The 13,111-nt window shown below is 65.6% G+C and carries 12 protein-coding genes and 3 pseudogenes; 7 read left to right on the top strand and 8 right to left on the bottom strand.

The annotated features are described in order from the left end of the window. Positions 1 to 67: 67 nt before the first annotated feature. Positions 68 to 661 carry a GcrA family cell cycle regulator gene (locus tag A7A09_RS02115; RefSeq protein ID WP_106689828.1) on the top strand — a complete coding sequence of 198 codons (594 nt, stop codon included), beginning with the start codon at positions 68 to 70 and terminating at the stop codon, positions 659 to 661. Positions 662 to 665: 4 nt separating this feature from the next. Next, positions 666 to 1,094 carry an NUDIX hydrolase gene (locus tag A7A09_RS02110; protein WP_106689827.1) on the top strand — a complete coding sequence of 143 codons (429 nt, stop codon included), beginning with the start codon at positions 666 to 668 and terminating at the stop codon, positions 1,092 to 1,094. 139 nt (positions 1,095 to 1,233) lie between these two features. Here A7A09_RS02110 and fmt read toward each other — a convergent pair. From fmt to def (A7A09_RS02095), 3 genes and pseudogenes are all read right to left on the bottom strand, one after another. Next, a pseudogene (gene fmt, locus A7A09_RS02105) lies at positions 1,234 to 2,118 on the bottom strand (methionyl-tRNA formyltransferase); the annotation flags it as partial. A 66-nt stretch (positions 2,119 to 2,184) separates the two neighbouring features. Then, on the bottom strand, positions 2,185 to 2,688 hold the full coding sequence (def, locus tag A7A09_RS02100; RefSeq protein ID WP_106689826.1) for a peptide deformylase: 504 nt from the start codon (positions 2,686 to 2,688) through the stop codon (positions 2,185 to 2,187). Positions 2,689 to 2,703: 15 nt separating this feature from the next. Beyond that, complete coding sequence (def, locus tag A7A09_RS02095) at positions 2,704 to 3,225, bottom strand: peptide deformylase (RefSeq protein ID WP_106689825.1); 522 nt, start codon at positions 3,223 to 3,225, stop codon at positions 2,704 to 2,706. 82 nt (positions 3,226 to 3,307) lie between these two features. Here def (A7A09_RS02095) and A7A09_RS02090 point away from each other — a divergent pair, with 82 nt between their 5' ends. The 4 genes and pseudogenes from A7A09_RS02090 (at position 3,308) to A7A09_RS02075 (ending at position 6,702) form a co-directional block, all read left to right on the top strand. Then, positions 3,308 to 4,492, top strand: coding sequence for a MalY/PatB family protein (locus tag A7A09_RS02090; protein WP_106689823.1), 1,185 nt, complete (start codon positions 3,308 to 3,310; stop codon positions 4,490 to 4,492). Continuing rightward, positions 4,489 to 5,037, top strand: a complete 549-nt coding sequence (locus A7A09_RS02085) for a L,D-transpeptidase family protein (RefSeq protein ID WP_106689821.1) — start codon at positions 4,489 to 4,491, stop codon at positions 5,035 to 5,037. Before A7A09_RS02090 ends, A7A09_RS02085 begins: the two co-directional genes overlap by 4 nt. Positions 5,038 to 5,113: 76 nt before the next feature. Further along, positions 5,114 to 6,072 (top strand): annotated as a pseudogene (locus A7A09_RS02080) (acetyl-CoA carboxylase carboxyltransferase subunit alpha). A 399-nt stretch (positions 6,073 to 6,471) separates the two neighbouring features. Further along, the gene (locus A7A09_RS02075; protein WP_148043603.1) at positions 6,472 to 6,702 is read left to right on the top strand and encodes a hypothetical protein; all 231 of its coding nucleotides are present in this window, start codon (positions 6,472 to 6,474) and stop codon (positions 6,700 to 6,702) included. Between the two features lie 26 nt (positions 6,703 to 6,728). Here A7A09_RS02075 and A7A09_RS02070 read toward each other — a convergent pair whose 3' ends face one another. Genes A7A09_RS02070 through A7A09_RS02055 form a run of 4 tightly spaced genes read right to left on the bottom strand, consistent with a single transcriptional unit; the run spans position 6,729 to position 9,691 of the window. Next, complete coding sequence (locus A7A09_RS02070; protein ID WP_106689818.1) at positions 6,729 to 7,331, bottom strand: pyridoxamine 5'-phosphate oxidase family protein; 603 nt, start codon at positions 7,329 to 7,331, stop codon at positions 6,729 to 6,731. Beyond that, positions 7,309 to 8,094, bottom strand: a complete 786-nt coding sequence (locus A7A09_RS02065; protein WP_106689816.1) for a lysophospholipid acyltransferase family protein — start codon at positions 8,092 to 8,094, stop codon at positions 7,309 to 7,311. Before A7A09_RS02065 ends, A7A09_RS02070 begins: the two co-directional genes overlap by 23 nt. After that, positions 8,091 to 8,996, bottom strand: a complete 906-nt coding sequence (locus A7A09_RS02060; protein WP_211341024.1) for a cell division protein FtsX — start codon at positions 8,994 to 8,996, stop codon at positions 8,091 to 8,093. Before A7A09_RS02060 ends, A7A09_RS02065 begins: the two co-directional genes overlap by 4 nt. Positions 8,997 to 9,016: 20 nt before the next feature. Next, entirely contained in the window at positions 9,017 to 9,691 is a 675-nt protein-coding gene (locus A7A09_RS02055) for a cell division ATP-binding protein FtsE (protein ID WP_106689812.1), read from the bottom strand. Positions 9,692 to 9,784: 93 nt separating this feature from the next. Between A7A09_RS02055 and A7A09_RS02050 the strand changes: the two genes are divergently transcribed. Further along, positions 9,785 to 10,558, top strand: a complete 774-nt coding sequence (locus A7A09_RS02050) for a zinc-ribbon domain-containing protein (protein WP_170166994.1) — start codon at positions 9,785 to 9,787, stop codon at positions 10,556 to 10,558. A gap of 23 nt (positions 10,559 to 10,581) precedes the next feature. Here A7A09_RS02050 and A7A09_RS02045 read toward each other — a convergent pair. Further along, positions 10,582 to 13,019 (bottom strand): annotated as a pseudogene (locus A7A09_RS02045) (DUF4175 domain-containing protein). Between the last annotated feature and the right edge of the window lie 92 nt (positions 13,020 to 13,111).

Raw genomic sequence — 13,111 nt, 5'->3', positions numbered from 1 at the left:
GTTTGTGACGGGGTCAATCGCGGGTTTCAAGATGGGGCGGCGGACGAGTCCGCCCGGAAAGGCAACCATGTCCTGGACGGATGAACGTGTCGAGACGCTGAAGCGCATGTGGGCCGAGGGTCAGTCGGCCAGCGCCATCGCCAAGGAACTGGGCGGGGTGACCCGCAATGCCGTCATCGGCAAGGTTCACCGGCTTGGCCTGTCGAACCGCAATGACGAGGCCGAGGCCAAGCCCGCCCCTGCCCCGGCGGCCGAGAAGAAGCCCGAGAAGAAATCGGCACCGGCCAAGCCCGAACCCGCGCCGCAACCGGCAGCGGCCAAACCCGACCCCGCCCCCGTGAAAGAGGAGGCGCCGCAACCGGCCTTTACTCCCGCGCCGCGCCGTCCCATCGTTCCGGCAGGCCAGCCGTTGCCGCCGCAACCCTCGGCCAACGAGATCAGCCCCGAGGCACTGGCCTCGGTCCGCGAAGTCGAGAAGAAGGCCCGCAAATTGTCGCTGATGGAACTGACCGAGCGGACCTGCAAATGGCCGATCGGCGATCCCGCGACCGACAAATTCTGGTTCTGCGGCTTGCCCAGCCAGCCCGGCAAACCCTATTGCGAGGCGCATGTCGGGGTCGCCTTCCAGCCGATGAGCTCGCGCCGCGACCGCCGTCGCTGAGCAAATGCCCGGTTTTCCCCGGCTGGCCGCGCTCGCAGTCACACTTCGCGGTGACGAGGTGCTGCTGGTGCGCCGCCGCAACCCACCCGATGCGGGACTTTGGGGCTTTCCCGGCGGCCATGTCGATCCCGGGGAAACCGCACTGGCCGCCGCCGCCCGCGAACTGGCCGAGGAAACCGGGGTCACGGCGATTCCGCGCTTCTATCTCGACAATGTCGACCTGATCCGGCGCGGTCCCGATGGCGGGATCGAGTTCCATTTCCTGCTGGCAGCGGTGCTGTGCGACTATGTTTCGGGCGAGCCCGTGGCTGCCGATGACGCGCTGGATGCGGGATGGTGGAAAATCGCCGATATCCTGGCCGGACATGTGCCGCTGAGCGCCCATGTGACCGACATCCTGCACCGCGCTGTCAGGCATCGGGAACTGGCCTGACATCGGCTTTCAGCCTGCCGCTCTCCTGCAGCATGAAACCTCTCAGGCGCTGAGCTTGGATAGACCCTTGGACAAAGAAGGAGGAGCCGGGACATGGAAGAAAGCGGCCAGGATCCCGGCTATATCCGCATTCAATCCAGCCGGGCGGCAGTTCCCAGCCACGCAGCAATTCCGCGGCTTCCATCGGCTTCTTGCCTGCGCGCTGAGCCTGCAGGATCTCGACGGCACCTTCGCCGCAAGCAATCCGGAACCCGGACAGGACCTGTCCCGGCGCGCCCTGCCCTTCGGATAACCGGCTGCGCAGCAGCTTGACCCGCTCTCCATCGATCTCGCACCACGCCCCGGGAAAGGGGGAAAGCCCACGGATCTGGCGGTCCAGTTCCGTCGCGGGACGGCTCCAGTCGATGCGCGCCTCGGCCTTGTCGATCTTGGCCGCATAGGTCACGCCCTGCTCGGGTTGCGAGCGCGCTTTCATGGGCAGGCCGGTCAGGACTTCGGCGATGAGCTCCGCCCCCATCTCCGCCAAACGGTCATGCAGATCGGCGGTTGTCTCGCGGACCCCGATCGGAGTCCGCGCCTCGGCTAGGACCGGCCCGGTATCCAGCCCTGCCTCCATCTGCATGATCGCGACGCCCGTTTCGACATCGCCGGCCATCACCGCCCGATGGATCGGAGCCGCCCCACGCCAGCGCGGCAGCAGCGAAGCGTGAATATTCAGGCAACCGAAGCGCGGCATCTCCAGGACCGCCTGCGGCAGGATCAACCCATAGGCCACGACGATCGCTACATCCGCCTGCAACGCGGCAAAAGCCTCTTGCGCCCCGGTATCCCGCAACCGCAACGGAGTCCGAACCTCGATCCCCAACCGTTCCGCCTCGGCATGTACCGGGGACGGCCGCAGCTTTTGCCCTCGCCCCGCCTCGCGCGGCGGCTGCGAATATACGGCGGCGACCTCATGCGATGCGGCCAACACCCGCAGGGCCGGAACCGAGAAATCCGGCGTTCCCATGAATACGACGCGCATCCCCGCCTCCCTCTTCTTCATCAAAATATCCCGCGGGGGTCCGGGGGCGCGAAGCCCCCGGCCAGCTTACCCCCGCCGCGCCAGCTTGGCCGATTTCTGCACCAGCATCTTGCGCCTGAGCGGCGACAGGTGATCGACATAGATCCGCCCATCGAGATGGTCGATCTGGTGCTGCACGCTGGTCGCCCAGAGCCCGACGAAATCGCGTTCCTCTATCTCGCCGTCCATGTTCAGGAAGCGGACCGTCACCGCACGCGGTCTCTCGATCCGCGCAGAGACACCGGGCAGGTTCGGGCTGGCCTCCTCATGGCTACGCATTTTCACACTCACATGCAGCAATTCGGGATTGGCCATCCGCACGACCTGCCCTCGCGCCTCGGACGCATCCACGACCGCCAGCCGCAACATGATGCCGATCTGCGGCGCAGCCAGCCCCACCCCGGGCATCGCCTCCATCGTGTCGATCATGTCGTCCCAGATCATCCGCACGGTTTCGGTCACCGCCTCGACCGGATCGGCGGGGCTATGCAACCGGCGGTCGGTATAGGGCAGGAAGGGGCGGACCGTCATGCGCTGCCCCACGCCTCAGCCACGTGCAAGATCCCGCTTCAGCTTGACCATCTTGCGGGTGATCATCTGCCGCCTGATCGCCGACAGGTGGTCAATGAACAGCACCCCGTTCAGGTGATCCAGCTCATGCTGCGCACAGGTCGCCCAGAGCCCGTTGAACTCCTGCTCATGGGTCTTGCCGTCCAGCCCCAGCCAGCGCATCTTCACCTGCGCGGGCCGGGTCACCTCGGCATATTGCTCGGGGATGGACAGGCAGCCTTCCTCATGGGTGTTGGTCTCGTCCGAGGACCATGTCACTTCGGGATTGATCAGCACCATCGGCTGACGCTCTGCCTCCGGATCGCGATTCGCATCCATCACGAATATCCGCTTGAGCACGCCCACCTGCGGCCCGGCCAGGCCGACCCCCGGCGCGTCATACATCGTCGCCAGCATGTCATCGGCCAGCGCCTCGATCTCGGGCGTGACGCTTGCAATGGGCTCCGCCAGCTTTTTCAGGCGCGGATCGGGATGAATCAGGATCGGTCTAATGCTCATGACAGCGATTTAGGCGATGGCTTCACCTTACGCAACAAGCAGCGTATGCATATGACGGAACGCGGAAACGAGGGAGCCCGCCATGACCCAGCCCGATTTCGACGAGGTGATCGACCGCATCGGCACGCATTGCTCGAAATGGGACGACATGGAGGGCGCCTATGGCGTCTCGCCCGGCCAGGGCGGGCTGGCGATGTGGGTGGCCGACATGGATTTCCGCCCCCCCACCGCCGTCCAGCGCACCGTCGAGGCAACCGCGGCGCATGGAATCTATGGCTATCCCGGCGCGAACGCCCCTTATCTCGACGCCATCCAATGGTGGATGGCGAACCGGCATGGCTGGCAGATCGAGCGCGAATGGATCCTGACCTGCGCCGGGCTGGTCAATGGCGTGGCGATGGCGCTGGATGCTTATACCAACCCCGGCGACGGGGTGATCGTGATGAGCCCGGTCTATCACGCCTTTGGCCGCGTCATCCGCGCCAGCAGGCGCGAGTTGGTCGAGCTGCCGCTGGCCATCGAGGATGGCGGCTATCGCATGGACTGGTCGCATTGGGAAACCATGCTGACAGGCGGTGAGCGGCTGCTGATCCTGTGCTCGCCGCATAATCCCGGCGGCCGGGTCTGGACCGAGGAGGAACTGCGCGAGGTGGCCGATTTCTGCACCCGCCACGAGTTGATCCTGGTCTCGGACGACATCCATTGCGACCTGCTCATGCCCGGCCAGCGCCACCGCATGATCGCCGATGTCGTGCCGGATATCCGCGACCGGCTGGTGACGCTGACCGCCGCCACCAAGACATTCAACATCGCCGGCGCCCATATCGGCAACGCGATCATCGCCGATGACGACCTTCGCGCGAAATTCAAGGCTGCGCTGATGGCGCGCGGCGTCTCTCCCGGCCTGTTCGGCATGGATATGGTCGCGGCCGCCTATTCCCCCGAGGGCGCGGCCTGGGTCGATGCGCTGGTCGAATATCTCGACAACAACCGCCGCCTCTTCGACGAGGGTGTGAACGCCATTCCCGGCCTGCGCTCGATGCCGCTGCAGGCGACCTACCTGTCATGGGTCGATTTCTCCGGCACCGGGATGAGCACCGCCGAATTCACCGCCCGCGTCGAAAAGACCGCCCGCATCGCCGTCAATCACGGCACCAGTTTCGGCAAGGGCGGCGAAAGCTTCCTGCGCTTCAACATCGCCACCCCGCGCGCCCGCGTGACCGAAGCGGTGAAACGGCTTCGGGAGGCCTTTTCCGACCTGCAATGAAGCTGCTTGCCCGGCTTTTTTCTGCCCTGACGCTGGTGGCGCTGATCTGCGCCATCTGGATCGCGCTGCTTCCGCAACGCCCCACCGCACCGGATCGCCCCGCGCCCGATCCCGCTGTGCTGACCGGGCCGGTAGACCGTATCCTGATCGAGAAATCTGCCCGCCGAATGGTCGCTTACCGGGATGGCGCACCGCTGAAAACCTATCGCATCGCCCTTGGCTTCGCTCCCGATGGCGACAAGCGCCAGCAGGGCGACGGCAAGACCCCCGAGGGCATTTTCCGTATCGATCGCCGCAATGAGGCCAGCGCCTATCACCTGTCGCTCGGCATCGACTATCCGCAAGCCAAAGACCGTGCCCGCGCCGCCGCCGAAGGCATCGATCCCGGCGGCGATATCTTCATCCACGGCCAGCCGAACCAGTTGCCGCGCGGGATCCTTTTGCCCGGAGACTGGACGGCAGGCTGCATCGCCATCTCGAACGCCGAAATTGCCGAGCTTTTCGCCGCCACCGCCATCGGCACCGAGGTCGAGATCCGGCCGTGAAGCAACCCACGTTGCAATCCGCTCCACGGACAAGCATATAGGGGCGCAAAGCGAACAAGCCCGGAGCATCTCGCGCATGGTCTATCTGGACTTCGAAAAACCGCTGGCCGATGTTGAAGGCAAGGCCGAGGAACTCCGCGCCATGGCCCGGAAATCCGAAGACGCGGTCGATGTCGAAAAAGAGGCGGCGGCGCTGGACAAGAAGGCCGGCGATCTCCTGAAGGACCTGTACAAGAATCTCGATCCCTGGCGGAAAACGCAGGTCGCCCGCCATCCCGACCGGCCGCATTGCCGCAACTATATCGACGGGCTTTTCACCGAATACACCCCGCTTGCCGGCGACCGCGCCTTTGGCGACGATCATGCCGTGATGGGCGGACTCGCGCGGTTCAACGATTCGCCATGCGTGGTGATCGGCCATGAAAAGGGGCATGATACCAAGTCCCGGATCGATCATAATTTCGGCATGGCCCGCCCCGAGGGTTACCGCAAGGCGATTCGCCTGATGGACATGGCGCACCGCTTCGGTCTGCCGGTGATCACCATCGTCGACACGCCCGGCGCCTATCCCGGCAAGGCGCCGAAGAGCGCGGCCAATCCGAGGCCATTGCCCGTTGCACCCAGAAATGCCTGGAGATCGGCGTGCCGCTGGTCAGCGTGATCGTCGGCGAGGGCGGCTCGGGCGGTGCGGTGGCTTTCGCGACGGCAAACCGCATCGCGATGCTGGAACATTCCATCTATTCGGTGATCTCACCCGAGGGCTGTGCCTCGATCCTGTGGAAGGATTCCGACAAGATGCGCGACGCCGCCACAGCCCTGCGCCTGACCGCGCAGGACCTGAAGAAGCTCGATGTGATCGACCGGATCATCGCCGAGCCCCTGGGTGGGGCACAGCGCAAGCCCGAGGATGCGATCAAGGCGGTCGGAGAGGGAATCGCCGACATGCTGAAAGACCTGTCGGGCAAGAAACCGGCGGAACTGATCAAGGATCGCCGGCAGAAATTCCTGTCGATGGGCTCGAAATCTCTGGCCTGAGACCAGGCCCTTCGCTTCGGAAGGCTTAGCCGGACAAGCACCTGTCACGGGATCACCGAATCTCCCGACTGCGGCATTATGGCAACAGTTCATCCTCTTTCCCGGCGATCACGCCTTGAAGTCTTGCCGTCTTTCCTTCGCTGCGGCAGTCATTAGCCCTGCCCATTGTTCAAGCCGAGAGAGGAGGGGCCTGCATGACTGAACCTTGCATCGCATACGCCTTTCTCATGGTGGATCCCCTGTCGCTGAACCGACAAGGCTGATCCGCCCCGCAAGGGCAGTTTCCAAGCTGACATGATCTGACCCACCACGTTTTGCGTGGCGTTCCGTCATGTCTTTTATCAACACAACCAACCACTTGCATCCCATGTCCAAGCATGGGTGATTATGGAGACCGCAATGATTGCGCAACTTCCCGCACGCGTGCTGACGCCGCGCCCCACCATCGAACGCCTGATCCACCGTTATGGTGCGATGCCGGTCTTATGGGCCACGATCCGGGCGCTCCTGATGCCACGGAAAAGGCGGGCGAGGCCGCCCGACCCCTACCATCTCTGCCCGCATCTGCGGCGCGACATCGGCCTTCCGCCAGAACGGCCCTATGTCCCGAAATATTACGAGTTGAGATAATCCGGTGGGCCGCGCTTCGGCGCGGCCTACCACATGGTCCTGGCGGCTCTTTGCGGCCATTCGGCGTCATAAGAGACGCCGCCGACCCCGCCTTCGGTCATGTTCGCAAGGATTTGCCCCGGCGTCGGCAACCCGTCGCTATCGTCCCCGCTTTCCCACAGCCCCGAGCGGATCACCGCCCGCGCGCATTGGAAATATATCTCGGCCACCTGCACCACGATCACCGTGCGTGGCAGCTTGCCTTGATGCGCAAAGCTTTCCCGCAATTCGGCATCATCGGTCAGCCGCGCCGTCCCGTTGACCCTGATGGCGTTGTCTGAGCCGCGCACCAGGAACATCAGGCTGACCCGTCCGTCGCGGACAATATTGCGGATCGAATCGATCCGGTCATTGCCTCGCCAATCGGGAATCGCCAGGTGCCGCTCGTCCAGCGCCCGCGCCACCGGCCCGTCATCAACACGGGGACTGGCATCGGTCCCCTCGGGTCCGACCGTCGCCAGGACGCAAAACCGCGCCGCCGCGATGAAACGCGCGTAATCCGGGGTCAGCCGGTCGGCCACCTTGCGCGTCGATGCCGGGCCGGGAGCACGGTAAATCCCTGTCAGATCAGTCTCTTTGAGCCAGTTCATGCATGAACCCCGCCTCTGCCATCAACCGGTCTGAATTGTGCTCGATCTGTTCCGACAATTGCGCCATGAATGCCTGTGCCGGAAAATCCGGCCCGATGGCGGGCAGGAATTCGATCACCGCGCGCCCCGGACGCACGCCCCAGCCCTTGCGCGGCCAGAACAACCCGGCATTCACCGCGACGGGCACCACCGGCAGGCCGGTCGCCGAGCGGATCGTGCCGACACCGTGCTTGTAGCTCCGCCGTTCGCCCGGGCGCGTCCGCGTGCCCTCGGGATAGATGATCAACTGCCCAAGCCCCTCTCCCACCAGCCGCTTGTTGATCGTTTCACCGATAGCACGCATCGCGTCGCGCCCCCGCGCCCGGTCAATCGGAATGCAGCCCACCTTGTAGGCATACCAGCCCATCACCGGCACCCGCATCACCTCGCGCTTCATGATGAAATTGCGCTCCGGCAGGGCATGGGCAAGGGCCAGGATGTCGAGGAAACACTGGTGCTTGGCGGCGACGATGCAGTCGCCTGCGGGCGGCGTGCCGCGCAACTCGCAGGTCACGCCCATATGTATTCGCGCCGCCCAGAGCACATAGCCGATCCAGCGCGTCGCCACCCGGTTCGCGCCGGCCCGTCCCCGGCGCATCACTTCAGGGATACCAGCCAACCCCATCAGCAGGGTCGCCACGCCCACATGCAGATAGAACAGGGCATTCTGCAGGTATTGCCAGGGTCCCAGGAGGCCCGGCTCGGGCGTCGTCCTGCGGCTCATCGCACCGATTCCAGCATTTTCAATGCCGCCCATTTGGTCGCAAAGAAACCCACCGCGGCAGCCACGACGGGAATCAGCAGCGGTATCAGCCAGCCCCAGCCATGGAAGCCAAGCCCGGTCAGGAAGCCCCCTGCAGCATCCATGTTCGGCAGCAATGCCATCGCACCCATGCCCAACACGGTCCCCGCCCCGGCGCCGATGGCGGCGCGATGGGTAAAGCGGCGCACGAAAGCGATGGCGATGGTGATGTCGCGCGCACCGATCAGCCTCAGCACCTGGATCACCTGCCCGTTCGCGGCCAGCGCCGCCTTGGCGGCAAGGGTAATCATCGCCGCCGAAGCCGCCGCGATCAATACCAGCGATATCACGCCCAGGGCCCGCAGGCGCTGCGCGGCGGACACCAGGGGCCGCCGCCATTCGGTATGATCGTCCAGGATCGCCCCCGGAGCCTCTGCCTCCAGTCGCAGCCGCAGCCCTTCGGAATCGAAATCCGGACCGGCGATCGGCATCTCGATCAGGTCGGGCACCGGCAGGGCGTCGATCGGCAGATCCGGGCCGAACCATGGTGTGAGCAGTTCCGCCACTTCGTCATCGGGCAGCAACCTGGGTTGGCCAACCCCCGGCGTAGTCTGCAGGATCTGCATGACGGATTGGGTCAATGCGTCCTGGTTTCCCTCCGAGGCGCCGACCCGCACCGTCACCGATTGGGCCAGTTCCGACGACCAGCGCTCGGCCAATCGGCCCGTCGCCAGCGCCAGCGCCAACGCGAAAACCGCCAGGAACGCCATCGCGCCAGCCGAGAACAGGGTCAGATGGGCGGTGAACCCGGTTGGCGGCACGATGCGGTTTCCCGCCCCGCCATCGCGCCCGACCAGGCCTTGCCACAGCGCCTTTAGGTTCAGCGTCCGGAATTCGCCGCGCTTCACAGGTCCGCCCCCGCCAGTTGCAAGGTGCCGCCCGCGATCCGCAGGACCCGGGCCGAGACCTGCGCCTTGACGGCACGGATCAGGTTCAGGTCATGGGTCGCAACCAGCACGGCCTTGCCCGTCTTGTTCAACTCGATCAGCAATTGCATCAGCCGCATCGACATGTCCCAGTCCAGATTTCCCGTCGGCTCATCGGCCAGCACGACATCGGGCGACAGGATCACCGCCCGCGCCAGCGCCGCCCTCTGCCGCTCTCCGCCCGAGAGCGATGGCGGCAGCGCGCGGGCATGTTGCGCAAGCTGGACCCAACCCAGCAGATCGCGCATCGCCGCCATGTCAACCGGTTGCCCCGAGACGCTCAGCGGCAGCGCCACATTCTCGGCCACCGGCAGGTGGTCAAGGAATTGCGTGTCCTGGTGCACCACCCCCACCCGACGGCGCAGCATGGCGATGCCGTCACGCGAAAGCCCCGCCACATCCTGGCCGAAGGCGCTCAGCCGTCCGGCGGTTGGCAAGAGATCGGCATAGCACAGCCGCAGCAGCGTGGTCTTGCCCGAACCCGACGGTCCGGTCAGGAAATGGAACATGCCCGGCTGCAGACTCAGCGTCATCCCCGACAACAGTTCGGAGCCGGCACGATAGCCAAAGCTCACATCCTGCATCTCGATCAAGCGCGCTCTCCCAATTCCTGTTCCTCGGTCTTCCGCTTGGAAGCCGGCCTCGCGCTTGATAGAACAGCCGCACAGCGAATGCGAGAGGGTGGCATGGGTGAAATAAGGCTGGGTTGTCCGAAATGCGGAACCGAATACCGCCTGCCCGAAGACGCGATCCCCGAAACCGGGCGAGAGGTGGAATGCACCGCCTGCGGCCGGGTCTGGCTGGCCGTCGCCCCGGCAAGCGAGGGATCCGGCGAATCACAAAAGCCCGCGGTCGTGCGCCACGCGCCCTCCGCCACCTCTCCCACCACGGATGACGACAAGAAGCATCCTCCGGTTCCCGGCGACATTCCACCGCTCAGGCGCCGCCTTCCCGACAATGTCCTTAATATCCTCCGCGAAGAGGTGGAATACGAACGCCGCGCCCGGCAGGGAGAGCTTATCACGCAGAATTCATCGGACGCACCCGATCCGGACTGGCCGGCGACAACCGTGACCGATCCCGAGGCCAGGCCGGATATTCGCGATCTGCCACACAGCCTGCCCAGGAGCGATTTGACGACGGAAACACCACCGGAGCCGGGTGTGACGCCTCCAGGGACAGAACCTCGTGATATGGCCACCGCATCCGAACCTGCCGCCCCCCCGATGGCAACCATGCGGAACGAGAGTGCACCGCCCGAAAAAACCGGCAAAGGCTATTTCGCCGGTTTCGGGCTGGCGGCGGGTATCGCGGCATTCGCGCTTGCCCTCTATGCCATGGCGCCGGGGATGGCGGGAAATGGCGAGTTCGGCCGTCAGTTGATGCAATATCGCCAGCATGTGGATGCCGGGCGGCAATGGTTGCAGCAACAGGGATCGGCGCTGATCCGGCGCGATTGAGGCATGCTGCGGGCCGGCGGACATCAGAACCGGTCCAGCAACCGCCCCAGATAGTCGCGTTCATCCCGCGGCCGTTCACGCTCGCCGCTCCGGCGCCGGATTTCATCCAGAAGATCGCGCGCCCGCGCCGCAGGATCGCTTCCCTCCGCCAAGGGATCGCCAGAGGTGATCACATTGCCGTTCCCGGGCTGCTGCCGCCCCAACGGGTCCAGCACCGGGCGGCCATCACGCGGAGAGGCCGATCCGCTCTGCCGCTCCTGCTCCTCTGAAGGTCCGGATGGCTGACCGGGCTGATCCTGCCCTCCCTCCCGATCATCGCCTGCCCGACGCTGTTCGCCTTGCCCCAGCATGTCGCCAAGCGCACGCATCCCCTCGCGCATCGATTGGATCGCATCGGCCTGCCGCTGCAACGCTCCGCCCAGGTCACCGTCTCGCAAGGCCTGCTCGGCATCTTCCATGGCGCGCCCGGCATCGTCCAGCCGTTGTCCCGCATCGTCGCCGGATTCGGAGCCTTGGCCGGGAAGCATGCCCCGTTGCTGCCCCAACTCTTCCCGCAATTCGCGCTGGCGCTGCGCCAGTTCATCGGCGCTTTCCGGGGTCTGGCCAAGCCGCCCTTCTCCGAACTGCTCCTGCATCTCGCGGAAGGCCTCATCCGACAGGCGCTGCTGTTCGCGCAAGGTATCTGCAAGGCGGTTCATCGACTGATTGCCCTCGCCGCCACCCTGACGGCCTTCGCCGCCCTGACCCTGGGTGACCTGAAGGTTTTCCATCATGCGGTTGAACTGCTCCAGCAGTTGCTGGGCCTCGGCCATCCGGCCCTCGTTCATCAACCGCTGGATCTCATCCATCATCTGCTGGATCTGGTCTCCGGTGATCTCCTGCCGCTCCTGGTTCCGGGTGAAGCGTTCGGACGGATCCTCCTTGCCCTGTTCCGCCAGCATCCGCGTATAGGCGTCGGTGGCTTCCTTCAGCTCGTTCATCAACCGCTGGATCTCGTCGGGACTGGCACCATTGCGGATCGCCTCGGACAGCTTTTCCTGCGCCTGCTTCATCCGCTCAAGGGCATCGGCCAGCCCGCCATCCTCGACCAGCACGGCCGCCTTCCACAGGGCCTCGGCCAGCTTGTCGCGCGCCTCCTCGCTCAACGGGCCGGATTCAAGCACCCGCACCGCACCCCGCAATTGCAGATATAGCGGCTCTTCGACAAAACCCTCCGGTTGCCATGTGACCGCCCGCAGGATCTCGGCGCTCCGCCCGGCATTCTCGCGCGACCACAGCAGATCGCGGCGCAACTCGATCAACGCGGCAGCCAGCGGGTCGAAGAACCGCCGCCCCGGCAAAACCATCTCGGCCGGGGGAGCTTGCCCTTCTTGCTCGATTCCGTCGATTGCCCGCAGGGTGAGATTGACGGGCATGTTCGCCCAGGGATGCCGCGACAGGTCCTGAACCAACTGCCCGCGCAGAACGCTGCGATCGCCTGATCGCGGCAAGGGTAGATCGAGAGACAGGGCTTCGCGCGGTTCCGGTTCCACCGCCAGCCCGAATTCCCGAGACACATCCGGCAGGTTCAACTCGATCCGGGCCTCGCCCGAAACGACCCCGTGATCGTCCTCGGCCTCGAAAGGCTGCACCATCCGCCCGTCGCGCGCCGGGTTGCCGCCGCCCCGGCCCGGATGACCGGCGGCAGATCCGGCAACACGGTCACGGCAAAGCGGCGGCCGGCGATCCCGATCACGCCCGAGCGCTCGGCACGGAATTCCGGGGCACGCGCATCCTCCCCCCGCTCCGGCCCGATATCCTGCGTCAGTTCGGCGGTCTCGCCATAGAGCCGGAACGTCACGATGCTGCCCTTCGGCAGTTCCAGCATTTCGCCCTCGGGCAATGCGTTCAGGTAGATCGTCGGGCGCCGGGTATAGGCCGGAGGTTCCGCCCAGCCTTCCCATCCGGGACCACGCGCACCCTCTTCCACACCCGGAGATGGCGGGTTGATGGTCGCCGCGATGGCCGAGATCCCCTGCCCCATCTGGGCGGTGCCGCCGAAAATCAGCGCCATGACCAGCGCGACCAACGCGGCCAGCCGCAGGGCGAACGGATCGCGCCGCGCGAGATCGGCATCGGGACGCACCGCCCGCGCCCGCGCCGCCTCCATCTCCATCTGTGCCAGATGTGCCTGCCAGAGCGCCCCCTCGCCGCCAATCGCCGCCCGGTCCCGCAGCGCCGTCAGGGGCCGCCCCGGCAAGGTCCGGTCCAACCGCTCGACCGCCTCGGCCTCGCGAACCCGGCGAAAACGCAGCCCGCCCCGGATCGCCGCTACCAGCAGGGCAACCAGCGCCCCACCTGCCAGCCATGGCAGAATGGCGGGCGGCACCGCGCCAACGCCGCCCAAGGAGAATGCCGCGAACAGGCCCGACAGCAATCCGGCCAGCGGCCAAAAGGCCCGCGCCGCACGCTCCCACACCATGCCCCAACGGGTCAGCCGCAGTGCAAGGGACACCTGCCCCTTCTTCTTTGCCCAAATACCTCGGGGGTCCGGGGGCGGTGCCCCCGGCTGTG

The organism is Paracoccus methylarcula (assembly GCF_003007735.2).
Lineage (GTDB): Bacteria > Pseudomonadota > Alphaproteobacteria > Rhodobacterales > Rhodobacteraceae > Paracoccus > Paracoccus methylarcula.
The sequence above is the reverse complement of the archived record's forward strand: the minus strand, read 5'-3'. Positions and strand labels throughout refer to the sequence as shown.

Excerpts from the sequence above, each read along its gene's own strand:
- A7A09_RS02115 (WP_106689828.1), top strand. The coding sequence starts at position 68 with ATGTCCTGGACGGATGAACGTGTCGAGACGCTGAAGCGCATGTGGGCC.
- A7A09_RS02110 (WP_106689827.1), top strand. The coding sequence starts at position 666 with ATGCCCGGTTTTCCCCGGCTGGCCGCGCTCGCAGTCACACTTCGCGGT.
- def (WP_106689826.1), bottom strand. The coding sequence starts at position 2,688 with ATGACGGTCCGCCCCTTCCTGCCCTATACCGACCGCCGGTTGCATAGC.
- def (WP_106689825.1), bottom strand. The coding sequence starts at position 3,225 with ATGAGCATTAGACCGATCCTGATTCATCCCGATCCGCGCCTGAAAAAG.
- A7A09_RS02090 (WP_106689823.1), top strand. The coding sequence starts at position 3,308 with ATGACCCAGCCCGATTTCGACGAGGTGATCGACCGCATCGGCACGCAT.
- A7A09_RS02085 (WP_106689821.1), top strand. The coding sequence starts at position 4,489 with ATGAAGCTGCTTGCCCGGCTTTTTTCTGCCCTGACGCTGGTGGCGCTG.
- A7A09_RS02075 (WP_148043603.1), top strand. The coding sequence starts at position 6,472 with ATGATTGCGCAACTTCCCGCACGCGTGCTGACGCCGCGCCCCACCATC.
- A7A09_RS02070 (WP_106689818.1), bottom strand. The coding sequence starts at position 7,331 with ATGAACTGGCTCAAAGAGACTGATCTGACAGGGATTTACCGTGCTCCC.
- A7A09_RS02065 (WP_106689816.1), bottom strand. The coding sequence starts at position 8,094 with ATGAGCCGCAGGACGACGCCCGAGCCGGGCCTCCTGGGACCCTGGCAA.
- A7A09_RS02050 (WP_170166994.1), top strand. The coding sequence starts at position 9,785 with ATGGGTGAAATAAGGCTGGGTTGTCCGAAATGCGGAACCGAATACCGC.